This is a genomic window from Microbacterium sulfonylureivorans (assembly GCF_003999995.1).
Classification (GTDB): Bacteria; Actinomycetota; Actinomycetes; order Actinomycetales; family Microbacteriaceae; genus Microbacterium; species Microbacterium sulfonylureivorans.
In genome coordinates, this window is the sequence record NZ_RJAD01000002.1 from 780,600 (window position 1) to 806,152 (window position 25,553).

Annotated in this window: 28 protein-coding genes; 3 read left to right on the forward strand and 25 right to left on the reverse strand. The window is 68.6% G+C overall.

Annotated elements, in window-relative coordinates; translation table 11 throughout:
- Positions 1-86 precede the first annotated feature (86 nt).
- A complete protein-coding gene (locus EER34_RS13275; protein ID WP_127475513.1) occupies positions 87-2,609 on the forward strand; it encodes a rhamnogalacturonan lyase in 2,523 nt (840 codons plus the stop codon).
- Positions 2,610-2,679: 70 nt separating this feature from the next.
- The gene (locus EER34_RS13280) at positions 2,680-3,411 is read left to right on the forward strand and encodes a glutamine amidotransferase (RefSeq protein WP_127475514.1); all 732 of its coding nucleotides are present in this window, start codon (positions 2,680-2,682) and stop codon (positions 3,409-3,411) included.
- 20 nt (positions 3,412-3,431) lie between these two features.
- On the opposite strand, the gene EER34_RS13285 is transcribed toward EER34_RS13280, so the two are convergent.
- The 12 genes from EER34_RS13285 to EER34_RS17855 all read right to left on the reverse strand — a co-directional run bounded on the left by EER34_RS13285 (position 3,432) and on the right by EER34_RS17855 (position 13,928).
- Positions 3,432-4,184: an NAD(P)H-hydrate epimerase gene (locus tag EER34_RS13285; protein WP_127475516.1), complete on the reverse strand. Its 753-nt coding sequence runs from the start codon at positions 4,182-4,184 to the stop codon at positions 3,432-3,434.
- Between the two features lie 3 nt (positions 4,185-4,187).
- Positions 4,188-5,204, reverse strand: a complete 1,017-nt coding sequence (locus EER34_RS13290; RefSeq protein ID WP_127475518.1) for a YihY/virulence factor BrkB family protein — start codon at positions 5,202-5,204, stop codon at positions 4,188-4,190.
- Between the two features lie 72 nt (positions 5,205-5,276).
- Entirely contained in the window at positions 5,277-6,515 is a 1,239-nt protein-coding gene (locus EER34_RS13295; RefSeq protein ID WP_127475519.1) for a type II secretion system F family protein, read from the reverse strand.
- Positions 6,515-7,654, reverse strand: a complete 1,140-nt coding sequence (locus EER34_RS13300; protein ID WP_127475521.1) for a type IV pilus twitching motility protein PilT — start codon at positions 7,652-7,654, stop codon at positions 6,515-6,517. Before EER34_RS13300 ends, EER34_RS13295 begins: the two co-directional genes overlap by 1 nt.
- A 1-nt stretch (position 7,655) precedes the next feature.
- Positions 7,656-8,339: a hypothetical protein gene (locus EER34_RS17535; protein ID WP_164743555.1), complete on the reverse strand. Its 684-nt coding sequence runs from the start codon at positions 8,337-8,339 to the stop codon at positions 7,656-7,658.
- Positions 8,336-8,974, reverse strand: a complete 639-nt coding sequence (locus EER34_RS13310) for a hypothetical protein (RefSeq protein WP_127475523.1) — start codon at positions 8,972-8,974, stop codon at positions 8,336-8,338. Before EER34_RS13310 ends, EER34_RS17535 begins: the two co-directional genes overlap by 4 nt.
- A complete protein-coding gene (pilM, locus tag EER34_RS13315; RefSeq protein WP_164743556.1) occupies positions 8,974-10,029 on the reverse strand; it encodes a pilus assembly protein PilM in 1,056 nt (351 codons plus the stop codon). The genes EER34_RS13310 and pilM (EER34_RS13315) overlap by 1 nt, the downstream gene beginning before the upstream one ends.
- A 32-nt stretch (positions 10,030-10,061) precedes the next feature.
- On the reverse strand, positions 10,062-10,886 hold the full coding sequence (locus tag EER34_RS17770; RefSeq protein ID WP_240642330.1) for a prepilin peptidase: 825 nt from the start codon (positions 10,884-10,886) through the stop codon (positions 10,062-10,064).
- Complete coding sequence (locus tag EER34_RS17775; RefSeq protein WP_240642331.1) at positions 10,883-12,448, reverse strand: polymer-forming cytoskeletal protein; 1,566 nt, start codon at positions 12,446-12,448, stop codon at positions 10,883-10,885. The genes EER34_RS17770 and EER34_RS17775 overlap by 4 nt, the downstream gene beginning before the upstream one ends.
- Positions 12,439-13,056 (reverse strand): hypothetical protein, encoded by a 618-nt coding sequence (locus tag EER34_RS13325; protein WP_127475528.1) that lies wholly within the window; start codon positions 13,054-13,056, stop codon positions 12,439-12,441. The genes EER34_RS17775 and EER34_RS13325 overlap by 10 nt, the downstream gene beginning before the upstream one ends.
- Positions 13,053-13,460, reverse strand: a complete 408-nt coding sequence (locus tag EER34_RS13330; RefSeq protein WP_127475529.1) for a prepilin-type N-terminal cleavage/methylation domain-containing protein — start codon at positions 13,458-13,460, stop codon at positions 13,053-13,055. Before EER34_RS13330 ends, EER34_RS13325 begins: the two co-directional genes overlap by 4 nt.
- A 69-nt stretch (positions 13,461-13,529) precedes the next feature.
- A complete protein-coding gene (locus tag EER34_RS17855) occupies positions 13,530-13,928 on the reverse strand; it encodes a prepilin-type N-terminal cleavage/methylation domain-containing protein (RefSeq protein WP_127475531.1) in 399 nt (132 codons plus the stop codon).
- Positions 13,929-14,188: 260 nt separating this feature from the next.
- On the opposite strand from EER34_RS17855, the gene EER34_RS13340 reads away from it, so the two are divergent.
- Positions 14,189-15,856: a GspE/PulE family protein gene (locus tag EER34_RS13340; RefSeq protein WP_127475532.1), complete on the forward strand. Its 1,668-nt coding sequence runs from the start codon at positions 14,189-14,191 to the stop codon at positions 15,854-15,856.
- A gap of 114 nt (positions 15,857-15,970) precedes the next feature.
- On the opposite strand, the gene EER34_RS13345 is transcribed toward EER34_RS13340, so the two are convergent.
- The 13 genes from EER34_RS13345 to EER34_RS13400 form a co-directional block, all read right to left on the reverse strand.
- Positions 15,971-17,206, reverse strand: coding sequence for a type II secretion system F family protein (locus EER34_RS13345; RefSeq protein ID WP_127475534.1), 1,236 nt, complete (start codon positions 17,204-17,206; stop codon positions 15,971-15,973).
- Between the two features lies 1 nt (position 17,207).
- A complete protein-coding gene (locus tag EER34_RS13350; RefSeq protein ID WP_127475535.1) occupies positions 17,208-18,425 on the reverse strand; it encodes a type IV pilus twitching motility protein PilT in 1,218 nt (405 codons plus the stop codon).
- A gap of 3 nt (positions 18,426-18,428) precedes the next feature.
- The gene (locus EER34_RS13355; protein ID WP_127475537.1) at positions 18,429-19,127 is read right to left on the reverse strand and encodes a hypothetical protein; all 699 of its coding nucleotides are present in this window, start codon (positions 19,125-19,127) and stop codon (positions 18,429-18,431) included.
- Positions 19,127-19,774 carry a hypothetical protein gene (locus EER34_RS13360; RefSeq protein ID WP_127475539.1) on the reverse strand — a complete coding sequence of 216 codons (648 nt, stop codon included), beginning with the start codon at positions 19,772-19,774 and terminating at the stop codon, positions 19,127-19,129. The genes EER34_RS13355 and EER34_RS13360 overlap by 1 nt, the downstream gene beginning before the upstream one ends.
- A complete protein-coding gene (gene pilM, locus EER34_RS13365; protein ID WP_127475540.1) occupies positions 19,774-20,793 on the reverse strand; it encodes a type IV pilus biogenesis protein PilM in 1,020 nt (339 codons plus the stop codon). The genes EER34_RS13360 and pilM (EER34_RS13365) overlap by 1 nt, the downstream gene beginning before the upstream one ends.
- Before the next feature lie 15 nt (positions 20,794-20,808).
- Complete coding sequence (locus EER34_RS17655) at positions 20,809-21,045, reverse strand: A24 family peptidase (protein WP_205791593.1); 237 nt, start codon at positions 21,043-21,045, stop codon at positions 20,809-20,811.
- Positions 21,046-21,047: 2 nt separating this feature from the next.
- Positions 21,048-22,616, reverse strand: a complete 1,569-nt coding sequence (locus EER34_RS13375; protein WP_127475542.1) for a hypothetical protein — start codon at positions 22,614-22,616, stop codon at positions 21,048-21,050.
- Positions 22,607-23,131: a type IV pilus modification PilV family protein gene (locus tag EER34_RS13380; RefSeq protein ID WP_127475543.1), complete on the reverse strand. Its 525-nt coding sequence runs from the start codon at positions 23,129-23,131 to the stop codon at positions 22,607-22,609. The genes EER34_RS13375 and EER34_RS13380 overlap by 10 nt, the downstream gene beginning before the upstream one ends.
- Entirely contained in the window at positions 23,128-23,502 is a 375-nt protein-coding gene (locus tag EER34_RS13385) for a prepilin-type N-terminal cleavage/methylation domain-containing protein (protein WP_127475545.1), read from the reverse strand. Before EER34_RS13385 ends, EER34_RS13380 begins: the two co-directional genes overlap by 4 nt.
- Before the next feature lie 75 nt (positions 23,503-23,577).
- Positions 23,578-23,976 carry a type IV pilin protein gene (locus EER34_RS17860; RefSeq protein ID WP_127475546.1) on the reverse strand — a complete coding sequence of 133 codons (399 nt, stop codon included), beginning with the start codon at positions 23,974-23,976 and terminating at the stop codon, positions 23,578-23,580.
- Positions 23,977-24,377: 401 nt separating this feature from the next.
- Entirely contained in the window at positions 24,378-24,677 is a 300-nt protein-coding gene (locus tag EER34_RS13395; RefSeq protein ID WP_127475548.1) for a DUF1905 domain-containing protein, read from the reverse strand.
- 9 nt (positions 24,678-24,686) lie between these two features.
- On the reverse strand, positions 24,687-25,130 hold the full coding sequence (locus EER34_RS17540) for a hypothetical protein (protein WP_164743557.1): 444 nt from the start codon (positions 25,128-25,130) through the stop codon (positions 24,687-24,689).
- On the reverse strand, positions 25,105-25,530 hold the full coding sequence (locus EER34_RS13400) for an SRPBCC family protein (RefSeq protein WP_127475550.1): 426 nt from the start codon (positions 25,528-25,530) through the stop codon (positions 25,105-25,107). Before EER34_RS13400 ends, EER34_RS17540 begins: the two co-directional genes overlap by 26 nt.
- Between the last annotated feature and the right edge of the window lie 23 nt (positions 25,531-25,553).

Below are 25,553 nucleotides of genomic sequence, written 5' to 3' on the forward strand. Positions count from 1 at the left end.
CCGTTGACCGCCGTGTGAGCGCGAACTAGCGTCGACGGCGGAAAGCGTATTCCGCGCTTCCAGTCAACCGGGAGAGCGATTCGACGATGAATCTTCGGAGCACATCCGCACGCACACTGGCAGCCGGCGGCCTCGCCGGCGCCCTGATCCTCGGCATGGTGCAGCCCGCCACGGCGCACGGCACCGGCGGCGACGAGCGTCCACAGCTCGAAGCGCTGGACCGCGGGCTCGTCGCGGTGTCGACGGCCGATGGGGTCTTCCTCAGCTGGCGCCTGCTCGCGCCCGAGGCCGGACCCGCCACCGACACAGGCCTGAGCGGCCCCGCGTTCGCGGTCTTCCGCGACGGCGAGCGCATCGCGACGGTCGAGGACAGCACGAACTTCGCCGATCCCGACGGGACCGCGGCATCCGTCTACTCCGTCGCGCCGGCGTGGCACGACGTCGTCGGCGATGCGTCTGCCGAGGTGTCGGCGTGGACGAGCGGATACTACGACCTGCCGCTGCAGAGGCCCGCCGACGGCGTCACGCCGGTCGGCGAGGCGTTCACCTACTCGGCGAACGACGCCGCGGTGGCCGACGTCGACGGCGACGGCGCGTACGAATTCGTCGTGAAGTGGGACCCCTCGAACTCGAAGGACGTGTCGCAGAAGGGCTACACCGGCACCGTCTACCTCGACACGTACGAGCTCGACGGCACGCTCCTCAACCGCATCGACCTCGGGAAGAACATCCGGGCCGGCGCGCACTACACGCAGTTCATGGTCTACGACTTCGACGGCGACGGCCGGTCCGAGACGATGCTGAAGACCGCGCCCGGCACGAAGTCGATCACCTACGGACCCGACGGCTCCCCCACGGCCGAGCGCTTCGTCACCATGCCGCAGGCCGACCTCGACGCCGGCTACGCCCACACCGACGACTACCGCCTCAGCGCGGCCGGGTATCGCGCCCACCTCGTCGAGATGTTCCAGGGGTGGTCGGAGCATCCCGAGGTCGTGGCGGGCACCTGGCCCGCCACGCTCGAGGAGGCGTGGGGCATCCCGGTGACGCACGAGTACCCCCTGTCGGAGGCCGCCGCGACCGAGCTGACGGACTACTTCATCTCGACGTACGCCCCGGCGCGCAGCGCCCGCAACGACCTCACGACGTTCGAGGGGTTCATCGTCGACGGTCCCGAGTACCTCACGGTGTTCGACTCGGCCACCGGCGAGGAGCTCGAGACCGTCGCCTACGAGCCCGGTCGCGGCGACGACGGCCTGCTGTGGGGCGACTACGCCATGGCGCGCATCGAGCCGGGGAACCGCGTCGACCGCTTCCTCGCGGGCGTCGCGTACCTCGACGGCACGCACCCGTCGGCGATCTTCGCCCGCGGCTACTACACGCGCTCGACCGTGGCGGCGTACGACTGGGACGGCGAGCACCTCGCCCAGCGCTGGTTCGTCGACAGCGGCCACGTGCCCATGGCCAATCCCTTCAACGACGGCCCGCACGGCCGCGACGGCTCCGACCCCGAGTACGGCACCCTCACGACGCAGGGATTCCACTCGCTCAGTGCGGCCGACGTCGACGGCGACGGCAGGCACGAGATCGTCTACGGCTCGGCGACGCTCGACGATGACGGCGGTCTGCTGTACAGCTCGTTCGACACGCTTCCCGAGGGCAGCGCGGCGCCAGGCGAAGAGGTGCGCCTCGGCCACGGCGACGCGATGCACGTGACCGACATCGACCCGAGCCGCCCCGGGCTCGAGATCTGGACCGCGCACGAGGGTGCGACGTACGCCCCCTACGGGTCGGCGATGAGGGATGCCGCGACCGGCGACGTGCTGTTCGGCTCGTACTCCGGCCGTGACACGGGTCGCAGCATGATCGGCGACGTCCGCAGCGACGTCGCGGGCATCGAGGTGTGGGCCAGCATGCCCAACGGCACGGAGGGCTCGGGCGTGCTCAGCGCGACCGGCGCGTCGGTCGCCCCGACGAGCCCGGGGACGAACCAGTCGATCCGCTGGAGCGCCGACCTCACCACGCAGATCGTCAACGGTGCGCTCGAGGTCACCCCGACGATCGACGACTGGACTCGAGGCACCCTGGTCACGGCGACCGGCACCCGCACGAACAACGGCACCAAGGGCAACCCGTCGCTGGTGGCCGATGTGCTGGGCGACTGGCGCGAGGAGCTGCTCGTGCGGACGGCGGACTCGTCGGCGCTGCGCATCTTCACCAGCACCGAAGTGACGGGGCACAAGCTCACGACGCTCATGCACGACGTGCAGTACCGAGCCGAGGCCGCGCGCCAGAACACGACGTACAACCAGCCGTCGTACACGGGGTACTACCTCGCGAGCGACATGGACTTCGCGAATGTGCCGCTGCAGACGACTGCGGCGGAGCCGAAGAAGCCCGCCTTCGTCGACCTGCCGGGCGTGAAGTTCGACATCGTGATCGTGCCGAACGACAGGCGGTTCGACTACTACCTCGACGGCGAGAAGGCGAAGGCGGGCATCCAGCGCGTCGGCCGCGGGGCCGAGGTGACGGTCACCGCCGTGCCGAAGCCGTACGTCGCGATCGAGTCGGGCGCGAAGAGCACCTGGACGAAGGACTACCGGGGCTGATCCCCTCGCAGAGCGGTGAGCGGATGCCGCGGCGCGAGGTCGCGGCATCCGCTCGCCGTAGGCTTGGGGGGTGAAGCCGTTCGTCCTCCTCGCCACGCGGGCCGAAGACGTGCCCGCCGACGAAGAGTACGCGCTGTTCCTGCGGTACACCGGGCTCGGCGAACGGGATCTTGTCCGCGTCCGGCTCGAGGCGGGGCCGATGCCCCGGTTCGATCTCGACGAGCTGTCGGGCATCTTCGTGGGTGGCGGTCCGTTCAACGCGTCCGACCCGGCCGAGAGGAAGTCGGCCGTGCAGCACCGGGTCGAGGCGGAGTTCCAGACCCTCCTCGACGACGTCGTCGCCCGCGACTTCCCGTTCCTCGGAGCCTGCTACGGCATCGGCACGCTGGGCGTGCACCAGGGCGCGGTCATCGACCGCACCTACACCGAGCCGATCAGCGTGGTGCCGGTCACGCTGACCGAGGCCGGGGCATCCGATCCCCTCCTCGACGGGCTGCCGGGCGAGTTCGGTGCGTTCGTCGGGCACAAGGAGGCCATCAGCGCCCTCCCCGCCTCGGCGACGCTCCTGGCGTCGTCGCCCGACTGTCCGGTGCAGATGTTCCGGGTCGGCGAGAACGTGTACGCGACGCAGTTCCATCCCGAGCTCGACGTCGGCGGCATCACCACGCGCATCCACGCCTACGCCGGCTACGGCTACTTCGCCGCAGACGAGCTCGAGCTCACTCTGGCGGCCGTGCGTCGCGCGTCGGTGTCTCACCCCAGCCGGATGCTGCGCACCTTCGTCGAGCGCTACTCGCGGTAGGGGCTCCCCCGCCGCCCGGTTCAGTCGCCCGCTCTGGGCGGAGGCGGCTGCTCCCCCGGCTGCCGCGGCCGCGGAATCGCCTGCGCGACGATGACGCGGGCGACGGATGCCTCGCCCGCCGCCTCTTCGCCGGCGAGGCCCGGGCCGAGGCCGAGGTCGACGAGCACGACGTCGCCGGCGAGTTCTGGCCCGCGCCCGGTGACCAGCCCCGCCTTGACGGCGCCGAACGTCACGGTGACGGCGGCAGGGAGCACGACGTCGTCGGCAGCGCCCGTGTCGGGGTGGAGGCCGCTCGGCAGGTCGACGGCGATGGTGCGGGGCATCCCGTCACGCAGCAGCGGGAGCAGCCACGACACCACCTCGCGTGCGGGGCCGCGCAGCGACGACTCGGGCGAAGTGCCGATGCCGAGGATCCCGTCGAGGACGACCGTGTAGTCAGATGCTTCGGCCACCGCCGTCGCCAGATCGACGACGCGGGCTCCGGCCCGACGCGCGGCGCCGAGCGCGAGCTCGTGCACGCGGGTGCCGACGGCGAGGACGTCGACCGTGGCGACGGCGGTGAGCTCGGCTGCGGCGTAGAGCGCGTCTCCGCCGTTGTCGCCGCTGCCGGCGAGGACGAGGATGCGAGGCGACGAGGCATCCTGGACCCGTTCGCGCACGACGGCGGCGAGGGCGGATGCCGCACGTCGCATGAGCGGCTCGCCGGCGTCGAGGAGCGGATGCTCGGCGGCGCGCACCTGCTCCGCCGTGTAGGTCTGAACGAGCGGCGCCATGGGTCAGGCCTCCTCGGGCTTCCCGCCACGCCGCGCCTTCTCGGCGGCCTCGTTCGCGAGTTGGAGCTCCTCCGACGCGACGCGCACGGCGTCTTCTGCACGCTTCACGCGTCGGGCCTCGAAGGTCGGGGCGCCGAACCGCTCGCGCACGCGGTCCTTGTCTTCGGCCACACCGACGATGATCCAGGTCGACGCGATCAGGATCACCTGCGCCGAGAGGTTGAACCACAGCAGCAGCGCGATGAGCGCCGCGAACGAGGCGAGCAGGGGGTTGGCGCCGGCACCGCGGACGAACAGCCCCGACAGCTGCTGCAGCACGGTGAGTCCGATCCCGCCGATGAGCGAGCCGACGATGAGGGTGCGGGGTCGGGCCTTCACCCCGCTGAGCACCACGAATCCGAGGGCGATCACCAGCGCGTCGAGCACGAACACGGCGATCAGGGCGAGGCTGCGGGTGGCGAGGTCGGCGACGAACCCCTCGACCCCGAGCCAGTCCCCGACCCAGTCGATGAAGGTCGTCCCATAGAAGGTGACCGCGGCCGAGAGGATGAACCCGCCGCCGATGAGCGCCGCGAGCAGCAGGTTGCGCAGGATCACCCAGATCCAGAAGACGTCGTCGTGGATCTCGTCGGCGAGGGTCCGCAGGCCGGCGCGGAGCGAGCCGATGGCGCCGATCGCCGCTCCGACGAGGGCGACGAGCGAGACGATGCCGGTCAGCGTGAGGCCGGGAGGCGCCGTGATCTGGTCGACCTCGATCACGGCGTCGTCGCCGGTGCCGATCAGCCCCGGGATGGCGGCATCCACGGTATCGACCAGCGCCTGCCACGCCGCAGGGTTGTCCGCCAGCCACAGGGAGGCGAAAGAGAAGCCGAGAAGGACCGCCGCGAACACCGAGAAGAGGGCTCGGTAGGTGATGCTGTCGGCGAGCATGAATCCGCGCCGCTCCAGATAGTGGAACCACACGCGGACCGGCTTCAGGGACAGCGCCCACCCCGTTGCCTTCGCGATAAGGTCAGCCATCCCGCCAGGCTATCCAGTCGCCGCCTCTCGTCGCCGGGCGTTGACATCGAGAGGGGAACAGTCCACTGTGCGTCAGCCGGCCTGTCCGAGCTCGCCGTAGATCGAGAAGATCGGCATGTAGAGCGAGATGACCATGCCGCCGATGATGATGCCGATTCCGACGATGAGGATCGGCTCGATCGATGCGGTGAGCTGCGACGTCGCCGCCTCGACCTCGTTCTCGTAGAACTCGGCGATGCTCTTGAGCATGTCTGCCAGAGTTCCCGACTCCTCGCCGACGGCGATCATCTGCGCGACCATCGGCGGGAAGACCTCTGCCTTGGAGAGCGGACCGGAGAACGACTTCCCCTGCGTGACCGACTCCTGGATCTCGCGAACCGCCTGCTCGATCTTCCAGTTGTTGGAGGCGGCACCCACGATCGACAGCGCCTGCACGAGAGGCACTCCCGCGTCCAGCATCATCGAGAGGCTGCGGGCGAACCGCGCCACGGCGATCTTCGTGGTCAGCGGCCCGACCACCGGAAGCTTGAGCCGCCACGGATCCACCACGCGGCGCACCTTCTCCTCCCGGCGATTGCGCACCCACCAGAGCCACCCGGCCGCGCCCACCGCGATCGCGATGGGGAGGATCCACAGCATGTTGTTCGACAGTGTCACGAGGATCTGGGTCGGGAGGGGCAGCGCCGACCCGAGGTTGGTGAACATGCCCTCGAAGATCGGCACGACGAACGTCACCATCGCCACCACGCCGAGTATGGCGATCACGAAGACGATGATCGGATAGGTCGTCGCCGACTTGATCTTGCCCTGCAGCTCGGCCTCGCCCTGATAGGTCTCGGCGATGGTCGACAGGGATTCGCCGAGGAAGCCGCCGGACTCGCCGACGCGGATCATGCTGACCATGAGCGGCGGGAAGACGTCGGGGTGCGCGGCGAGTGCGAGCGAGAACGACGATCCGGACTCCACGGCGGCGCGCACGCTGAGGAGCGCGCTCTGCAGCCGCTTGTCCTCCGCCTGCTCGACCAGGATCGACAGCGTGCGCATGAGCGGGAGCCCCGCGTTGATGAGGCCCGCCATCTGCTTCGAGAAGACCGCCAGCGTGCCGACCTTGACGCGCCTCTCGAAGCCGGGAATCGAGACGTCCCGATTGAGGCCCGTCTTCGAGGTGAGCTTCACCTCGAGCGGTGTGAGTCCCTGTGCGCGCAGCTTCGCCGTCACACCCGTCGCGCCCGAGGCCTCGAGTGTTCCCTTGACGATGCCGCCGCCGGTCGCGTCGATCGCGCGGTACGTGTACTCCTCGACGAGCGCCATCAGTGCCCCCATCCGACCGGCTGGGCGTCGGCGTGCGCCGACCACGCATCGGCGTCGAGGTCACGTGGCCGCACGCGTACGCCGTCGAGCGACGCGGGGTCGGTCGCATAGCTCTTCGCGAGCGCCAGCGAGATCGACCCGTCCTCGACGAGTCTCTTCAGGTCCTGGTCGAGCGTGTGCATGCCCAGGCTCCCTCCCGCCTGCAGCATCGAGTAGATCTGACTGACCTGTCCCTCACGGATGAGGTTGGCGATGGCGGGCGTGTTCACGAGGACCTCGGTCGCGATCACACGACCGTCCTCCTGCGCTCGCGGCAGAAGCGTCTGGCTGATGATCCCCTGCAGCGTGTCGCCGAGCTGCGTGCGCACCTGCGCCTGCTGATCGGGTGCGAACGCGTCGACGATGCGGTTGATCGACTTCGCCGCACTCTGGGTGTGGAGCGTGGAGAGCACCAGGTGACCCGTCTCGGCCGCGGAAAGGGCGGTGGAGATGGATGCCGGATCGCGGAGCTCTCCGATCAGGATGACGTCGGGGTCCTGCCGCAGGACCCGGCGCAGCGCCTCGGAGAACGAGGCCGTGTCGCTGCCGATCTCGCGCTGGTGGATGAGCGACCGCCGGCTGGTGTGCTGGAACTCGACCGGATCCTCGACGGTGACGATGTGCGCCGGGAGGGTGCGATTGACGACGTCGATCATCGAGCTGAGCGTCGTGGACTTGCCGGAACCGGTCGGACCGGTCACGAGGACCAGCCCCCGCGGCCGCAGGACGAGCTCGCGCGCTGCGGCGGGAACCCCCAGCTCGTCCAGCGGGCGGATCTGGTCGGGGATGAAGCGCATCGCCACGGCGACATCGCCCAGCTGCCGGAAGACGTTGACGCGGAAGCGGGCGACGTTCGGCACCGTGTGGGAGAGGTCGACCTCGCCGTGGGTGCGGAACTCTTCCAGCTGGTCGCGCGACATGAGGCTGCCGACGGCCTCGTCGAGCCACGCCGGCGACGTGGCCTCAGCCCAGCCGGGGATCGGGGTGAGATCACCGTCCACCCGCATGAGAGCGGGGAGTCGCGCCGTCAGGTGCACGTCGGACGCTCGCGAGCGCGCCGCGGTCGCGAGCATCGAGGTCAGGTCTTCGGATGCGGTCATGTCAGTCCTCCGTGCGGACGAGGGCGAGGGTGGTGACCGAGAGGGTGTCGCCCTCGAAGGCCGCGTCGATGGTTGCGAGCAGGCGAGGTCCGCGGCCGAGGGCGTCGATGAACGCACCCGCCGCATCGGCGTCGGCGACGGTCACGGTGATGGTGACGGGGATCTGCAGCTGCGGCGAGGCGGTGGGCTCGGTCTCCGGCGCAGGCTCGGCCGCGGCTGCGCCGTCGTCGGTGGCGGGCGCCTGACCGCTCGCGTCGTCGGCGGCCTCGCCTTCGGCGGCGGCGGGTTCGTCGGCGGGGGCGGCCTCCGCGTCGTCGCCGGCGAGGCCGGCGCGTGGTGTCCAGGGCTCGGGGTCGGCGGCTGAGACACTCTGGATCTCCGCTCCCGTCGCCCGTGCGGCGTCGACCACGATCTGCATGACGTCGTCGAGCTGGGGGGATGCCGCGATCTGCCGCCGGAGTCCGGACACCTCTCCGGTCAGCGCCTCGATCTCGTCCTGGGCGCCGGTGAGCGTGGCGACGCGAACCTCGTACACCTCGTTGGTCTGGGCGACCGTGGCCGTGTCGCCGTCGATGGAGCGCGCCGAGCTCCACATCGGCAGGGCGATCATCGTCACACCGGCGACGAGCAGCGCCACCACGACGACGACGCCGACCAGATTGATCATCTGACGGGGGATGTTCACTCCGCCTCCTTGTAGGCGCCGGTGTAGACGGATTGGTCGAACACGACGCGCAGCTCGTAGGTGTAGCCGCCCTCGGCCGACTGAACCACCCAGCCGTCCGCCTCCATGACTCCGGCAAGCCCGCGGACCGCCCGCACGATGGGCACGACCTCCTGCGGACCTGCACTGGCGATCGTCACCGTGCCCGCCGCACCGATCTCCGCGGCGGGGTCCTCCCCTTGCGGCGCGCCGGCCGGCGCGAGGCTGAAGCCCGCGATCTCCGCTCCGCCCGGGAGCGTGGCGCCGATCGCGTCGACGAGACCGTCGAAGCGGAGGTCGGTCGCCATCGCCTCGCTGCGGAACGTGGTGAGCTCCGACTGCAGATCGAGCTGCGCCTGGACGTCCGAGAGCTCGGCCATCTGCGAGAGGAGCTCCTGCGTTCGGAGGTTCTCGGCCAGAAGGCGCTGGGCGGCGGTGAGCTGCAGCCAGAACGCACCAGCCGTTGCGATCGCCACGACGGCGATCACGGCGACGAGCGCCGCGATCCATCGGCGGAGAAGCTTCACGCCGTCACGGCGCGCGGTCTCGGACGGCGGGATCAGGTTGACGAACGGCGTTCCCGCGATGAGGATCGCGGACGTCTTCGCGATCGCCATCAGCGCCTCTCCCCCAGCGCGAGGCCGACGGTCGTGAGCAGGTCGAGACCGACGGTCCCCTGGGGCGCGATCTTCGCCGAGACGACGTCGCTCGCGCTGATGTATGCCACGGGGAGCGGCAGACTGGCCGCGAGCGAATCGCCCACCTCGGCCGCGGCGGCTCCGGCGCCGGTGAGGATCACGCGCGATACCGGCACGTCGTTCGCGCGCCCCGCGTAGAACGACAGTGTGCTGCGCATGCGCCCCACAAGGTCGGCGAGCGCCGCCTCGGTCATGCCGGCGGCTCGTTCGCTCCGGGCCACGGCTCCGCGGCGGCGCCGTGACGAGGAGGATCCCGAGGCCGCAGCACCGACGAGCTCTTCGACGACGAGGTCCGCCTCCTCCTCCACAGGGGGCGCGGCGGCGAGCTGGCGCTCGCGCACGGCGTCGGTGAGGATCTCGAGCGGGAGGATGCGGACGAAGCGGGGCACACCGTCGCGCACGATCACGACGTAGCTGGTGTGGTCGCCGAGGTGCAGCGCCGCCACGGACTCACCCGGTGCGGCGAGGCGGCTCACGGCCCGCGCGAGCCCGAAGGGCGCGAGGTCGACCGCATCGACCGTCAGCTTCGCCTTCCCGATCGTCGAGACGAGCAGCTCCACGGTCTCCGCGACCGCGGCCACCAGAAGCCCCGTGATCTCTCCGCCGGTCTGCGACGAGGCGTAGAAGTCGAGCACCGCCTGGTCGGCGGGCACCGGCAGGAGGTCCTGCACCTGGAACGGGAGCGCCTGCCGCAGGAGGTCGGGGCGGAGAGCCTGCGTCGTGTACTCGCGAACCAGGATGCGGCGGCTGCCGATGCCGAGCACCACTCGCCTGCTCGAGAACCGCGCGCCGCTCCAGAGCCGGTGCAGCGCCAGCGTGACGGCGTCGGGATCGAGCACCTCAGAGTCCTTCGCGGCGCCGTCCGGAAGAGGAACCGCCCCGAAGGCGACGAGAGTCGGCGTGCGGCCGGTCGTCACCTCGGCGGCGCGTACGCCCTCCTCTGTGATCTCCAGCCCGATGATCGTCTTGGCCATCGTCCGTCTCCTCTCCTTATCGCGCGACCGCGTCACGCGATCGCGAACAGCCCTACGTACCACTGGGCGATGGACTCGCCCCAGACGATCCCGACCCATGCGCCGGCAAGCATGAACGGCCCGAACGGGATGGCCGACTTGCGCCCGGCGCGACGAAGGAGCATCAGCGCGATGCCGAAGACGCCGCCGACCAGGAACGCGGCGAAGGCACCGACCGCGAAGGAGCCCCAGCCGAGCCAGGCGAGATACGCACCCACCACTCCTGCGAGCTTCACGTCGCCGCCGCCCATGCCCGCCGGGCGGATGACGCGAAGCAGGAAGTAGAAGAGGTAGAGCGCCACGGCGCCGATCCCCGCGCGCAGCAGCGCCGACCAGTCCGCGCCGAGAAGGCACGCCGCGGTGAAGAGCACGGCGACCACGCCGTAGCCCGGCAGCACGATGCTGTTCGGCAGGCGGCGCGTGTCGAGGTCGATGAGCGCGAGCGCGATGCTGATGGCCGCGAAGTAGAGGTACGCGACCGTGACGACGACGGATGCCGCGTTCCACGCGCCTTCGCCGAGGAACAGCCACGCGACACCGGCGAACGCCAGCGCTGTCGCGAGCTCCACGAGCGGGTAGCGCACCGAGATCGGAGCACCGCACGACGCGCAGCGGCCGCGCAGGGCGAGCCACGAGACCACGGGAACGTTCTGCCACGGACGCACGGGCGCACCGCATGACGGGCAGCGGCTCTCACGGGTGAGAGGGATGCCGGCCGGCACGCGATAGATCACGACGTTGAGGAACGACCCGATGACGAGGCCGAGCAGTCCGGCGAAGACGAGCACGAGCGCGAGGGCGGCGGGGGCGAGGGTCACGGGATCTCCTGGGGCGCGATGTCGCGCTGCGAGACGAGCGCACCGAGCAAGCCTGTCCCACCGCCCGCTCCGCTGCCCGACGACATTCCGGGGAGGGCGATCGGATCGGCGGTGAAGTCCAGGCCGCTGCCGTGGCTCCAGCCTCCACCGTAGAACGAGCCGCTCCAGGCGTCGCGGATGCCTCCGGCGTTGCCCGACACAGTGATCTTGCAGGGGGTGTAGATCATCGCCGCGATGCTGGTAGCGGTCACGGTCCCGTTGATGATCGTCGGCCCGTAACCGCTGCCGCACGAGGGCTTGTTGTCGGTGGGGGTGATGTCCTCGGTGACGAACCAAACTTTGGGCTTCGAAGGCAGACCGGCCGCGGCTTTCATCGTGAGGGTCGTCAGGTCCGGGTTCTTGGCGAGAATCACAAGATTCGTCTTGATCGAGACGACGGGAGTCGAGCCGTTCCCAGATCGGAGATTCGTGCAAGCGCGTGCGTCGATGATGGTGGGGGCGCTGTAACCGGCGAGCGAGGTCCATCCTGTTCCCGGTGACTCATTGAAATACCCGCACGACCCGGGACCGCTGCCGGAATTGACGAGTGTCACGACGGCGTAGCCCGGCCAGTCCGCTGCCTTGTACTTGTACTCGAACCACGGCGGCAGCGTCGGCGGTGTAGGGCCGGCCACCGTCGAAGGACGCACGACACCGCCGGTGACGGCTCCCTGGTCCTGGTTGAACGTGCGGGTCGAGGGCAGTGTCAGGGTTCCGTCGATGCGCACGTTTCCCAGTGACACGTTGCCGCTGGTGGTGACCGACTTGCCGACGCGCTTGCCGCCCCACCCGAAGTTGAGAGCCCCGTTTGCATGGATGTTTCCGAGGATCGTCCCCTCCACCTTCCCGGCGCCGGTCCCCGAGGTTGACAGGTCTCCTTCGATCGTGTCGCTCGCGCAGCAGATGTCGACGATGCCGCCCGCGCGGACATTGCCTTTGATCGTGCAGCCGCCGCTCGCCTCGATGTTGCCCCCGACCGTGATGTTTCCCGGAAGCATCGTGTGACAGTCGAAGGTCGCCTGAGGGACGACGATGTCGAGCAGCCGCCCCGTCGCCATGGGTCTCACTTCGTAAGTGAAGTCCACGCTCCCGGTCCCGAAGAACACCATGTCGCCCGCGATCGACGGCGTCTCGGTGTAGCGGTAGACGGCCTGGGTCGTCGTCATGCCCGTTCCGGCCTTGCCCGTGGCCGTGATCGTGGCCACGCCGGCGCCGCACGTCACGCTGTAGCTGAAGGTCGGGGACTTGGCATCCGTCCCGTCGACCCGTACGTCGTGCAGGGCACCTGGGCAGGCGAGGGAGCCGCGGCGCAGCGCGCTCACGGCCTCGGCGAGGCCGGCGTCGGCCGAGGCGCGCGACTGCGCGGTGCTGCGGCTGTCGGAGAGGGTCGCCGTCGTGTTCGTCACGATCGCGGCGAGGGCGAGTCCGCCGATGCTCAGCACGAGCATGACGACGAGCGCCGAGACGAGCGTCGATCCGCGGTCGCCCGGGTCTGCGAGCCGCGCTCCGCGTGTCACCAGCACGTGAGGGTGTCCGTTCCTTCGATGACGGCCTGTGCGGTCACGCCATTGGAGAGCGCGACGGTCGCGTCGCCACGGACGATGTCGAGGCCGATCGTCAGCGCCTGCCCGCTGCGCGAGAACGCGTCGGTGCGCCCGTCGCCGTCGGCGTCGATCGGGACGAACTTGGGCGTCCCATCGGGATTGTTCCCGTCGCGACGAGACAGCGACGGTCGTGCACCGTCGCCGCTCGCCGCGTCGCCGTCGACGAGCACGGTCCACGTGCTCGTGTCGGAGGTGGAGATGACGGATGCCGCGACCCGGTACCGCACATCGCCACCGGTCGTCACGACCCATGCCCGGCACTCCCGACCGCCCCCCGGGGTCGAGACCTTCGCGATCAGCGCACGATTGGCCGAAGTGATCGTGAAGGCCGTGGCATTGCGCAACGACGTCTGGATGGAGTTGCCGACCACAACGGACTGACCGGTCGCGGCATCGCGATCTGTGGTCTGCGCCTGGGCGCGGAGTCCGTCTGCGAACATGAGGGCCAGCAATCCTAGGAAGAGCGCCGAGACGGCGAGATAGATGATGAGTTCGACGAGGGTGACCCCGTCGTCGTCGCGGATCACGGTGCCGAGACCGAGACGCGCGTCGCGAGGCGGGTGACGGCTTCGCCGGGAGCGGCGCGATCCTCGACGACCACCGTCACGAGGACGGCTCCGGGGTACACCGACGGGCACGCCCCGATCGCGGTGTCGGCTTGCAACCCCGTGCCGGCGGTGTCCTGCACGTCCACCGCCGCCCTCCCCTGCAGGGTCGCGCAGCTGGTCGGCGTGCCCGGGTCGTTCGGGAACGCCGCCTTGATCGGTGCCACCTGCGCGTTGGCGAAGGTGGTCGCCGCCACGAGGTCGCGGTTGACGACGCTCGTGTTGGTCGCTCCGATGATGAGCGGCAGCACCGCGAGGGCGAGCACCATGAGCAGGAACATCGCGACGATGACCTCGACGATGCTGAAGCCCTTGGAGTCACTCATGTGATCCCCCCTCCACGCGGAGGTACGCCGGGGCCGGCCAGGCAACCGGCCCCGGCGAGTCTGTGAGGATTACGGAGCGGGGGTCGCGCTGGCGGGGCAGCCCGGGCCGGAGTACTGGGTCGTCTGGCCGGTCTTGTCGGCCTTCACGCAGAAATTGTCGAGCGTGCGATCCGCCGAGTTCCACGCGACGGTGATTCCGTCAGTGCTCAGGTTGTCGAAATCGAAGGTGGCCAGGTCGTCCTGCGCGATCGCGGAGGCGGCCTGAGTCGCCCCGTTCGCGGCCGCGGTGCTGAGCGCGTTCTCCTGCGCCTCGGCCTGGATGTTCAGGAAGATCGGGATGGCGATGGCCGCAAGGATGCCGAGCACCACGACGACGACGATGAGCTCGATGAGTGAGAAGCCGGCGTCGCCGTTCTCCTCGCGACGGGCCTTCTCGGACTGGATGTAGCTGCGAATGAACGTGCGCATGTGCGATCACTTTCTTGATCCGTGGATAAAATATCCCTGATCAGACGCCGTTTTCGCCCAGTCGGCCAGTCGACTCAGAGGTTCATGTCGGATTCATGCATCTGCATGACTCCGCTCCCCGCCAGCAACATTAGAGACTTCTCATAGAAAATCAAACAGGATTTTCCGCAGGATTGGGCAAGCAGTTTCCTGAGGGTTTGCTGAGGTAGACCCGCCGCCCGAATCGCGCCATAGGATGGCGTCGGGGATAGGGGTGTTTCATGAGAGGACTCGCACAGACGCTCGTGCTCACTGGGGCTGTCCGAGCCGCCGACATGTCGGCGGCAATGGCCGAAGCAGGCGAGGGTCCGGAACTTCAGCAGCTGCTCGTGAGCTCGAAGCTCGTGACCGAGGCCCAGGTTGCAGAGGCGATCGCGCTGCATACCGGACACCGGTTCGTGGACCTGTCGAACATGCCGCTCGATCCGAGCGTCGTCGCCCTGGTTCCCGGTGCGCTGTGCCGCAAGTACAGTCTCATCCCCATCGATCGGTCGACCAACCGCCTGACTGTCGGCATCCTCGACCCCACCGACATCGTCGCGCTCGACGACGTCGCGAGCATCACCGATCTGTTCGTCGAGCCCGTCGTGGTGGCGAAGGATGCGCTCACGCAGATGTTCGAGCGGTTCCTGCGATCCGACGAAGAGCTCAGCGAGCTCTCGATGACCATCGAGGAGTCGACCGAGACGAGCCAGTCGGCGTTCACCGAGTCTCTCGAGGAGCAGGACAACGACGCCCCGATCGTGCGCTTCGTGAACCTGCTCATCGCGCAGGCGATCAACGACCGTGCGAGCGACATCCATGTCGAGCCCGGAGAGAAGCAGCTGACGGTGCGTTTCCGCATCGACGGCGTGCTGCACGAGATGCAGAAGGCCGACCGCGCCATCCAGGACGGCATCATCTCGCGCCTCAAGATCATGTCGGCGATCGACATCGCCGAGAAGCGCAAGCCGCAGGACGGCCGCCTCTCCGTCACCCACGAGGGTCGTTCGGTCGACCTCCGCGTGGCGACGCTGCCCACCGTGTGGGGCGAGAAGATCGTCATGAGAATCCTCGACAACACCGGTCAGACGATGACCATGCGAGACCTGCTCTTCTCGAGCACGAACGACAAGCGGTTCCGCGAGTCGATCATGAAGCCGCACGGCATGATCCTCGCCACCGGCCCGACCGGTTCGGGCAAGTCGACGAGCCTCTACACGGCGCTGCGGGCGATCGCGAACCCGAAGATCAACGTCATCACCGTCGAAGACCCGGTGGAGTACCGCATCGCGGGCATCAACCAGGTGCAGGTGAACAACCGCGCCGGCCTGACGTTCTCGTCGGCGCTGCGCTCGATCCTGCGCAGCGACCCCGACGTGGTCCTCGTCGGCGAGATCCGCGACTTCGAGACGGCGAACATCTCGATCGAGGCCGCCCTCACCGGCCACCTCGTGCTCTCGACGCTTCACACGAACGACGCGCCGTCGGCGCTGACGCGACTGACCGAGATCGGCTGCGAGCCGTTCCTCGTCGCGACCGCGCTGTCGTGCGTGATCGCGCAGCGCCTGTCGCGTCGACTGTGCATGAAGTGCCGCGAGCCTCTCGTCGAACCGACCGAGGTGCTCACCTCGCTGGGATTCCCGCACGATCCGCAGGACGTGCCGATGCTGTACCGGGCGGCAGGATGCCCCGCGTGCAGCAACACCGGGTACCGAGGTCGCGTCGCCCTCCACGAGGTGATGACGCTCAGCGACGACATCGAATCGCTCGTCGTGACGCGCGCGACGGGTTCGGAGATCCGCCAGGTGGCGATCCGGCAGGGCATGGTGCCGCTCCGTCAGGACGGCTGGTCGAAGGTCGCGCAGGGCCTCACGACGATCGAGGAAGTCCTTCGCGTCACAGTCTGACTCCCTGACTCCCGCACACGTAGCACCGCCCCCGGGGGCTGGTCCAGCCTCGCCCGGGGACGGCGTTCGACGTCCCTGCCCGAATGGGAGGGGATAGGGGCGTCGAGTCGGTGGCTACTGCGCGCTGAGATCGCCGTAGAGAGTGAAGATGGGCAGGTAGAGCGAGATCACCATCGCACCGATCACGACGCCGAGCACGACGATGAGGAGCGGCTCGATCGTCGCCGACAGCTGCGACGTGGCGGTCTCGACCTCGTCCTCGTAGAAATCGGCGATGCTGGCGAGCATCTCCGACAGCGTGCCCGACTCCTCGCCCACCGAGACCATCTGCGACACCATCGGCGGAAAGACCGCGGCCTTCGCGAGCGGCCCTGCGAACGACTTGCCCTGCCGGATCGACTCCTGGATCTCGCGGACCGCCTGTTCGATCTTCCAGTTGTTCGACGCCTGCCCCACGATCGCGAGAGCTTGGATGATCGGCACACCCGCGTCGAGCATCATCGACAGGTTCCGCGTGAAGCGGGCGACGGCGATCTTCGTGGCGATCTTGCCGAAGACGGGCAGCTTGAGCTTGAGCGGGTCGACGATCCGGCGCATCTGCTCGGTGTTCTTGTTGCGCGACCACCACGCCCAGATCACGATCGCCACGATCGCGATCAGCGGCAGAATCCACCACATGTTGCGCGAGATGTTGACCAGGATCTGAGTCGGCAGCGGCAGCTCGTTGCCGAGGCCCGCGAACATCTGCTCGAAGACCGGGACGACGAACGTGACCATCGCCAGCACACCGACGACCGCGATCACGAGCACGATGATCGGGTACGTGATGGCCGCGCGGATCCTGTTCTGCAGCTCGGCTTCGCGCTTGTAGTTCTCCGCGATCGAGGTGAGGGCCTGGCCGAGGAAGCCGCCCGCCTCACCCACCTTGACGATGCTCAGCATCAGCGGAGGAAAGACATCGGGATGCCGCGACAGCGCGCCCGAGAACGACGAGCCGCCTTCGACATCGGCCTGCACCGCGACCAGCGCGGGCTGGAGCTTCTTGTCCTCGGTCTGATCGATGAGCACGGCGAGCGTGCGCATGAGCGGCAGGCCGGCGTTGAGCAGTCCCGCCATCTGCCGCGCGAAGATCGCGAGCGACTTCGCCGGCACCTGCTTGGTGATGCCCGGCATCCGCAGGTCCCGGTTGAGGCCGGTCTTCGACTTGAGGGTCACTTCGAGGGGAGTGAGCCCCTGCGCCTTGAGCTTGCCGGTGACGGCGGTCTCCGTCGGCGCCTCGATCGTGCCCTTGACGACCCCGCCCCCGCGCGGATCGACCGCCCGGTAGACGAACTCCTGTACGACAGCCATGTCAGTTCCTCAGATCCTGGTCGGGCGTGCCGAAGCGCGATCCCATGCCGATGCTGGTGCCGACGGTCTTGCTCGTCGCGATCGAGTGAGGATCCGGCTGATGCCACTCCCCCGCGTGGAGCGCCCAGCCCTCGACGTCGAGGTCACGCGGGCGCACGTGGACTCCGTCGAGCGTCTTCGGGTCGACGGCGAACGACTTCGCGACGTTGACCGCGATCGTCCCGTCCTCGACGAGACGGCGAAGGTCCTGATCGAGCGTGTGCATGCCGACCGACGAACCGGCCTGCATGGCGGAGTACAGCTGCGCCACCTGCCCCTCGCGGATCATGTTGGCGACCGCCGGCGTGTTGATCAGCACCTCGGTCGCGATGGTGCGGCCGTCGGTCTGCGACAGCGGCATGAGAGTCTGACTGATGATCCCCTGCAGCGTGTCGCCGAGCTGCGTGCGGATCTGTGCCTGCTGATCCGACGGGAACACGTCGACGATGCGGTTGACGGCCTTGGCCGCGCCCTGGGTGTGCAGTGTCGACAGGACGAGGTGGCCGGTCTCGGCGGCGGAGAGGGCTGTGCGGATCGACTCCGGATCTCGGAGCTCGCCGATGAGGATCACATCGGGGTCTTGCCGGAGGACGCGCCGCAGCGCCTCCGCGAACGACGAGGTGTCGCTGCCGACCTCGCGCTGGTGGATGAGCGCCCGCTTGCTCTCGTGGTGGAACTCGATCGGGTCCTCGATCGTGATGATGTGCGCCGGAATGAGCTGATTGACGATGTCGATCATCGCCGTCAGCGTCGTCGACTTGCCCGATCCCGTCGGACCGGTGAGCAGCACGAGTCCGCGGGGCCTGAGGGCGAGGTCGCGCGCGATCGGCGGCGCCCCGAGCTCTTCGAGCGAGTACACGCGATCGGGGATGAAGCGGAGCGCGATCGCGATCGATCCGAGCTGACGGAAGACGTTCACGCGGAATCGCCCGAGTCCGGGGCTCGCGAGCGCGAGATCGACCTCCTGGCGCTCCGCGAACTCCTCGCGCTGCATCGCCGACATGAAGCCGAGCGCCGCGGCGTCGACCCACGCTTCGCTCAGAGGTTCGGGGAACCCGCCCACGGGCACCAGATCGCCGTCCACGCGCATGAGCGGGGGTCGACCTGCCGTGATGTGCACGTCCGAGGCCCGGTGACGGGCGGCCCGGGCGAGCAGCGCGTCCATGGTGATGTCGGTCATCGTTCAACCCTCCGAGTCGACGAACGTCAACGCGCTGACCTGCACCTCGACGGCGGTGCCCGTGAGAGTGGTCGTCGCGGTGATCCCCGCGAGCAGTCGCGGCCCGGCTCGCAGAGCGTCGAGGAACCGCGTCACCTGCGCCATGTCGTTCGCGGTCACCGCGATCGTGAAGTCGACCTGCTGCCGACCTGTGAGGGGCGCATCGGCGCCTTCGTCGATGACGGTTCCCGCGTCGGTCGCCACGCCCTCGGCCGCCTCGGTCGCCTCGCCTTCGGCCGCGGCGCCGTCCGTGCCGTCCTCCGGAGCGGGTGCCGGTACGGCGACCGGCTCCTCGCCGGGCGCGCTCGCGGCGGTGCGCGCGACGAACGCCGCAGACTCGCCCGCGGTCGCACTCGTGATCGTGACGCCCGCGGTATCTGCGGCGCGCCCGACGACCTCGAACACGTCGTCGAGCTGGTTGGCTGCCGGGATCTCGGTGCGCAGGGCCGCAACCGACGCGTCGATCTCGCCCTGACGATCGGCCTCGGTCTCGAGCGTGTCGACCTGCGCCTGGTAGAGAGCGTTGGTGTCGGCGACAGTGGCTGTCTCGCCGTCGACGGCGAGCGACTGCATCCACATGGGCAGCGCGACGAGCGCGACGCCCACGGCGACCACGCCCAGCGAGACGACCAGGCCGATGATGGTGACGAGCTGCTTGGGCATCAGTCTTCCTCTCCCTCGGCGGCGTACCGGCCGGAGTAGATGCTTTGGTCGAACGTGACCGTGAGCAGGTAGGTGTAGGCGCCCTCGGTGACACTGCTCGACGTGACGGACTGCCCGTCGGCGTAGAGCACGCCTGGCACCTGCCGGAGATCGCGCACAGCGGCGACGATGTCGATCGGGTTGGCGCTGCCGACCGAGACCGTGCCGGTGAGACCGGGCTCGGCCGAGGGGTCGTCGCCCTGCGGCACTCCGCCGCTGACGAGGTCGAAACCGGTCAGGGCAGCGCCGCTGGGCAGGCTGGCGGCGATCGATGCGACGACGGGGGCCCATGCGAAGTCCGCCCCCATGGCCTCCGCGCGGAAGCCCGTGAGCTCCTGCTCGGTGGCGAGCGCCTGGCTGACGTCCGCGAGAGCGGCGAGTTCGCCGAGGAGCGCGTTCGTCTCCGCCTGCTCGGCGGCGAGCCGCTGATCGGCCGCCCACTTGAGTGCGAAGGCTCCGGCGATGACGAGCAGGGCGACGACGATCGCGGCGAGCACGCCCCACATCCAGCCGCGCAGGACTGTGTCGCGCTCGCGGCGGGCGACCTCCGATCGCGGCATGAGGTTGATGCGCGGCACTCCGCCGACCGGCGGATTGAGAGCGGTCATCAGCGCACCTCCCCGAGAGCGATGCCGACGGTCGACACCAGATTGAGCGCGAGATCGCCCGTCGTCTGCACGGCACGCACCCCGACGATCTCCTCGACCGAGACGCTCCGCAGCGGCGCGTCGATGACCGTGGTGAGGGTCTCCATCACCCCGGGTACAGAGACTCCAGCGCCGGTGACGAACACCTGCTCGATCGGCGCCGCCCCGGGCCGCCCCGCGAAGAAGGCGAGGGTGCTGCGCACCCGCGCCGCCAGGTCGGAGACGATCGGATGGTGGGATGCCGCAGCCCGAAGGCCGCTGCGGGCCCGCGTGGTGGGCGGCACGAGCTCGAGCGACGACTCGAGCACGGCGACGGCATCCATCGTCACGGGCGACTGCCGCAGCGATGCCATCGTGGGCACGTCGAGCGGGAGGATGCGCACGAACTGCGGGACTCCGCCGCGCGAGACGACGACCTGCGTGGTGTGGTCGCCGATGAACACGGTCGCCACGGTCTGGCCGGGATCGGAGAGCCGGGCCGTCGCCCGGGCGAGGCCGAACGCGGTCAGATCCACCCCTCGGGCGCGGAGCTTGACCTTGCCCAGGGTGGCGATGATCTGCTCGACCGTCTCCGACACGGCGGCCACCAGAAGGCCGCTCACCCGGTCTCCGTCCTGGCCGAGCGGGAAGAAGTCGAGCACGGCCTGGCTCGCGGGCACGGGCAGCAGGTCCTGCACCTGGTAGGGCAGCGCTTCGCGGAGGAGATCGGGCCGCATCGCCTGTGTGGTGTACTCGCGCACCAGGATGCGCCTGCTGGCGACGCCGAGCACGACGTCCCGGCTCTTGAAGCGGGCTCCTGTCCAGAGTTGACGCAGCGCGACGGCAACGGTGCCCGAGTCGAGCACCTCCGAGTCCTTCGCGGCGTCGGGCGGCAGCGGCACCTCACCGCAGGCGATCACCTGCGGATTTCGAGACACGGTGATCTCAGCGGCGCGGACGCTCTCCTCCGTCAGTTCGAGTCCGACGATCGTTTTCCCCATGAACGATCTTCCTTTCTAGTTGCCCGAATAGAGGCTGATGTGGGCGTGGCCGAGGGCCTCGCCGGCGAAGACGCCCGTCCAGGCGCCGGTGAGCATGAAGGGACCGAACGGAATGGCGGTCTTGCGTCCGGCGCGTCGCGCGGCGATGAGGGCGAGCCCGACGATTCCTCCGACGACGACGCTCAGGAACGATCCGATCGCGAGACCGAAGACTCCCGCGACGACGACGAGCAGCAGATCGAGAGGACTCATGATCAGAGCTCCGTCTGGTACACGAGGCCGCCGAGGCGCTGCACGAGCGAGCCCTCGGCGACGCCGCCCGCGCCCTTGATCTTGCATCCGAGCTGGTCGAAGGCCGGGCTCCACGACATCGACTTGCAGGTGTACGTCGCGCTCGCGTGCATATGGGTCGAGTCGTTCGTGTAGTACTGCCCGGAGAAGCTCGACGTCGCGGTGCCGGTGATCCCGCACGGGGTGTACATCATGATCCGCACGTTCGCGTCGACGGCGCCCGACACGTCGAACTTGTCGTTCTGGTTGCCGTTGCCGCAGTTCGGCACGGGCTCGCCCCCCGTGTAGTTGCGCGTGGCGTCGGAGTGGATGAAGAGGATCTGGCGGTTGTTGCCGTCATCACCGACCGTGCCGTTCACGTCCACCAGCAGCCGCACGCTCGGCTTGGCGATCATCACGACATCGCGAACCGGCGTGACATTGCCCAGGGTGATGTCGACGGCACCGTTGCCGCATCCCGTGAAGTCGAGCACGAGCCGACTGCCGGGAGTCTCGACGAGCTGCTTGATGGTCGGGTTGGGGTTGTTCCTGATGAGGTTGCAGACGTTCGTTGCCGAGTAGACGGTGCCCCACCCGGTGTTGTCGAGGTCGATCCACTTGGTCGCGGCCCTGAGCCATTCGAGCGTCGGTTCGAACACCGGGTCGGTCGGGCTGTTCGGAGTGCGTGTGCCGGGCGCGGTCCATTTCGAACCGACCGAGATCGAGTTCCTGCTCGTCAGGTTGCCGGTGACGGATGCCTGCGTGCTGCCCTGATCGCTGAGCGTCAGGTTGCCCTTGGCGGTGACGAACCCGTCGATCAGGGCACCGCCGTTGGACGAGATGTCGACGTACCCGTTCGTCGTGATGTCACCGCGCACCTTGATGGCCTGGCTATTGCTCGTCACATTGCCGTTCGACCAGATATCGCCGTTGACCTGGCAGTTGTTCGCGAAGTTGGTGTCCCCCTGCAGCACGTAGAGGTCGCCGTCGAGAATGCCGTCGACGTTGCACGACCAGTTGCCGTCGCGCAGCACCAGGTCGCCGGTGTAGTGCGAGACTCCGGCCGTGAACCCTCCGGAGAAGTAGGTGACGACGCCGCCCGGCTGCTGCGAGTAGGCCACCTGCCATGGGTACACGGCATCGATGGTCGCGGTGGATCCGTCCGCCCCGGTGCCGGTGGAGCGGATCACGACGTACCGCGTCGTCGAGGTGGGACAGCCGGCTGCAACCCCGGGGGCGGTCGCCGAGGCGGGCTGATTGCCGGCGGTCGAGTAGACGGCGCTCAAGTAGATCGGGTCCGTCCCCGTGAACGTGATCGCCGAGCAGCCGGCGGCGATCGAGGCGACGGCCACGTCTCGCCCCGACTCGGCCGCCACGAACGCCTGCGTCTCGCTGCGGTTCTGCGCGTTCGCCTGGATGGTGAAGAGCACGGATGCCGCCACCACCGACGCCACGATGAAGCCGACGAGCATCACGATGACGACGGTGATGAGCACGGCGCCTTCGTCGCCCTTGCCGCGAGCGCGGCGCAAGATCTTGTCGATCACCAGCATGGTGAACTCACCCCCGTCGGCGTCGAGCGGGTCGACACCTCTCCTGAGAACCGCACCGGTGCGGAGTCGGTCTCGATGTCGAACGTGTAGACGAGGTGCTGGCCCGTCGCGACGAAGAACGGCGTGGCGCCGTTCTTCTTGACGCCCGTGTTCCACACCGTCCACGACGTGGTGGTGGATGGCAGCAGACCCGAGGACTGGGCGAGCCGAGAAGTCCCGGTCGCGAGGTAGAAGGCCTGACACTGCTGAGAGCCGGTGAGAGACGTCCGCACCCGCAGCTCCTGCTGATCGGGCGACACCTCGAAGTCGAGCGCGTTGCGCATCGCGCGTTCGATGGTCGATCCCATCGACTGACCGCGGTTCGTCGCTTCGCTCACGCTGGTCACGTCCTTCTGGGTGTTCCACGAGTTGATGAGGATCATCGCGGTCGTGAGCACGACGATGCTGGCGAGCAGCACGTAGACGATGAGTTCGATGAGCGAAACGCCCGCGTCACGATGGCTGTCGTGGTTCATGGCACGTAGATGATCGCGGTCGTTGTAGCCAGCGTCGTGCCGGATGAATCAACGGCAGTCAGCGCGAGCTTCACGGTCTTCGTCGTCACGGGACACGAACCGACTGTGCCGGAGGTGCTGATCGTGCGACCCGCGCCGTCGGTCACGGTCTTCGATACCGCGACAGCCGAGAGATTCGGACACGTCGGAGTGTCCCGCGCCTCCTCGACGAGAGCATTGAGTTCGCGAGTAGCGGTGGCGACGGCAGACTGCTGCGACGAGTAACGGAGGCCCTGCCACAAAGCCGGCAAGAGTGCGACCGCCACCAAGGCGAGGAGGAACATCGCGATCAGGATCTCTACGACACTGAATCCGCGTTCATCCTTCTGCATCCGTATCTCCCTCTCTCGGGTGGTCCAGACCGGAGCCCGATGAACGGACCCCGGCCTGAACTGCGGCGGTATTGACTACACGCAACCCGAGTTGGTTGCATTCGCCTTGGGACCGGCGTACTTCGTCACACCGTCGACGGTCGCCTTTACGCAGATGGCCTCGATCGTGGTCGCTGCAGACACACCCCAGTCGACATCCGACACCTTGCCGTTCTCGAGGTTCGTGAAGCTGACGGTCTGACCCTGCGCGATCTGAGCGGCCGCCTGAGTCGCGCCGTTCGCCGCGACCGAAAGGGCAGCGTTGTTCTTCGCATCCGCCTGGATGTTAAGGAAGATCGGGATCGCGATCGCGGCGAGAATGCCGAGGATCACGACGACGATGATGAGCTCGATCAGCGAGAATCCGCCGTCTTCGCCCCGCTCTTCGCGCTGCTTCTTGAGCGCGTCCCGGTAGTTGATGATTGATGCACGCATGTGCGCTGTCTCCCCTGTGATGGTTGGTTGAAGACAGCCCCGATGAACCGCGCGTGAGCACGGCAGATCCCGTGCATGACAGAGCACGGTGAAACCACGCGATCAATCAGCGTGGTCGATTCGAAAACCCCAGTTTCGTAGAAGAATCCCCAGTTTCGCGTCCCAGCACTTCATCAGAGCCGGGTCTGGAACGCACGCACAGGATGCGTGAATCCCCTCCCACCCTTGAGCATGAGATGTCTCTCATCGACTGTCAACGGACTCTGCCCCTGGTCTTCCTCAGGAACGCCTCAGGATCCGGCATCCGCCATTGACTTGCTCAGGTTTTTGCCGGGACGCGTAATAGCGGGCGTCACGGGCGCTTCGTCTCGCCTCGCTGGTCAATCGACCGCAGGGTCGAGCTACCCGTCCAGCACCTCGATCCGAACGACCACCGCTCCCCCGTCGACCAGCCCCTCGGCATCCCGCACAGCCTTCTTCAGCGGCAGCACGTACGAGCCGCTCTGCGACGACGGGAAGATCGACGTCGACCACTCCGAGCCGCCGACGCGGGCACGCACGCGCACCGAACCGAAGCCGCGATAGGGGCGCGGGATCTCGCGGATCTCCTCGCTCAGCTCGGGCGGCACAGCGGTGAAGAACCAGGAGGCATCGTCTCGGGCATCCCACCGGAAGATCTCGCCCTCGAACTCGATGATCATGCGACGAGGCTACCGAGGGCCGCCGACCGCGCGCGGTGCGCTCAGCGGACCGCTCTCGCCGGCCAGGTATCTCCAGATCACGGCGACGACGGCGACGAGGGCGCACAGCGTCAGGATCGGCAGGCCGAGCTGCGGCAGCAGCGAACACGGGAACACCAGCAGCAGGAGCACCGAGCCGTACGCCGGCGCGGCGACCATGACCGACCACGCCGCCGAGCCCATCACCATCCAGCCGAGGCCCGCGAGCAAGCCCTCGCCGACCGCTCCTGCGATGACCAGCCGGCCGTCGACGACCCCGCACTCGGGCGAGGCGATCACGAACGGCCGCAGCCGGTACATCCCCCACCACAGCAGCACCAGCGTGGCGGCCAGGGCGGCGGCCCAGACGAGCGCGAACAGCGCCCGCCGCCACGCGCTCGGTCGCGCGCTACCCGAAGGCGCCGACTCCGCCATGACGATCGACCAGGCGCTGCAGGCAGTTCGACCAGCCCTCGACGTGACTCTCCCGCTCGTCGGCCGAGAGGAACCCGGTGTGCCTCACGGTCACGCGGGTCGAGGCATCCGCTGCCCTTTCGAGCGTGAGCTCGGCGTCGGTGGCGTGGTCCTCGCCCTCCCACCGCCACTCGAGCCGCAGCCGGGCGGGCGGGTCGATGGTGAGAATGCGCCCGAGCACAGCGAGCCCGGCCACCTCCGAGCGGATCTCCCAGCGTCCGAGCTCGGCCGCTTCGACCATGGCCTCGGTCGCGAAGTCGGGGCGCCACACCCACATCGCCAGGCGCGAAGCATCCGTGAGATCGCTCCAGATCTCATCGACGGATGCCGCGACCAGCGCGCTCTCGGTCAACTCGAACATGCCCGACACGGTAGCGCAGGGCA

Coding starts and splice junctions, on each gene's coding strand:
- EER34_RS17540 (WP_164743557.1), bottom strand. CDS start 25,130: ATGGCGGAGTCGGCGCCTTCGGGTAGCGCGCGACCGAGCGCGTGGCGG.
- EER34_RS17860 (WP_127475546.1), bottom strand. CDS start 23,976: ATGCGTGCATCAATCATCAACTACCGGGACGCGCTCAAGAAGCAGCGC.
- EER34_RS13275 (WP_127475513.1), top strand. CDS start 87: ATGAATCTTCGGAGCACATCCGCACGCACACTGGCAGCCGGCGGCCTC.
- pilM (WP_164743556.1), bottom strand. CDS start 10,029: ATGGCCAAGACGATCATCGGGCTGGAGATCACAGAGGAGGGCGTACGC.
- EER34_RS13395 (WP_127475548.1), bottom strand. CDS start 24,677: ATGATCATCGAGTTCGAGGGCGAGATCTTCCGGTGGGATGCCCGAGAC.
- EER34_RS13350 (WP_127475535.1), bottom strand. CDS start 18,425: ATGACCGACATCACCATGGACGCGCTGCTCGCCCGGGCCGCCCGTCAC.
- EER34_RS13385 (WP_127475545.1), bottom strand. CDS start 23,502: ATGCAGAAGGATGAACGCGGATTCAGTGTCGTAGAGATCCTGATCGCG.
- EER34_RS13360 (WP_127475539.1), bottom strand. CDS start 19,774: ATGACCGCTCTCAATCCGCCGGTCGGCGGAGTGCCGCGCATCAACCTC.
- EER34_RS13310 (WP_127475523.1), bottom strand. CDS start 8,974: ATGGCGATCGCGAAGACGTCCGCGATCCTCATCGCGGGAACGCCGTTC.
- EER34_RS13400 (WP_127475550.1), bottom strand. CDS start 25,530: ATGTTCGAGTTGACCGAGAGCGCGCTGGTCGCGGCATCCGTCGATGAG.
- EER34_RS13295 (WP_127475519.1), bottom strand. CDS start 6,515: ATGGCGCTCGTCGAGGAGTACACGTACCGCGCGATCGACGCGACCGGC.
- EER34_RS17855 (WP_127475531.1), bottom strand. CDS start 13,928: ATGCGCACGTTCATTCGCAGCTACATCCAGTCCGAGAAGGCCCGTCGC.
- EER34_RS13375 (WP_127475542.1), bottom strand. CDS start 22,616: ATGCTGGTGATCGACAAGATCTTGCGCCGCGCTCGCGGCAAGGGCGAC.
- EER34_RS13330 (WP_127475529.1), bottom strand. CDS start 13,460: ATGAGTGACTCCAAGGGCTTCAGCATCGTCGAGGTCATCGTCGCGATG.
- EER34_RS13300 (WP_127475521.1), bottom strand. CDS start 7,654: ATGACCGCATCCGAAGACCTGACCTCGATGCTCGCGACCGCGGCGCGC.
- EER34_RS13355 (WP_127475537.1), bottom strand. CDS start 19,127: ATGCCCAAGCAGCTCGTCACCATCATCGGCCTGGTCGTCTCGCTGGGC.
- EER34_RS13340 (WP_127475532.1), top strand. CDS start 14,189: ATGAGAGGACTCGCACAGACGCTCGTGCTCACTGGGGCTGTCCGAGCC.
- pilM (WP_127475540.1), bottom strand. CDS start 20,793: ATGGGGAAAACGATCGTCGGACTCGAACTGACGGAGGAGAGCGTCCGC.
- EER34_RS17655 (WP_205791593.1), bottom strand. CDS start 21,045: ATGAGTCCTCTCGATCTGCTGCTCGTCGTCGTCGCGGGAGTCTTCGGT.
- EER34_RS13345 (WP_127475534.1), bottom strand. CDS start 17,206: ATGGCTGTCGTACAGGAGTTCGTCTACCGGGCGGTCGATCCGCGCGGG.
- EER34_RS13380 (WP_127475543.1), bottom strand. CDS start 23,131: ATGAACCACGACAGCCATCGTGACGCGGGCGTTTCGCTCATCGAACTC.
- EER34_RS13285 (WP_127475516.1), bottom strand. CDS start 4,184: ATGGCGCCGCTCGTTCAGACCTACACGGCGGAGCAGGTGCGCGCCGCC.
- EER34_RS13290 (WP_127475518.1), bottom strand. CDS start 5,204: ATGGCTGACCTTATCGCGAAGGCAACGGGGTGGGCGCTGTCCCTGAAG.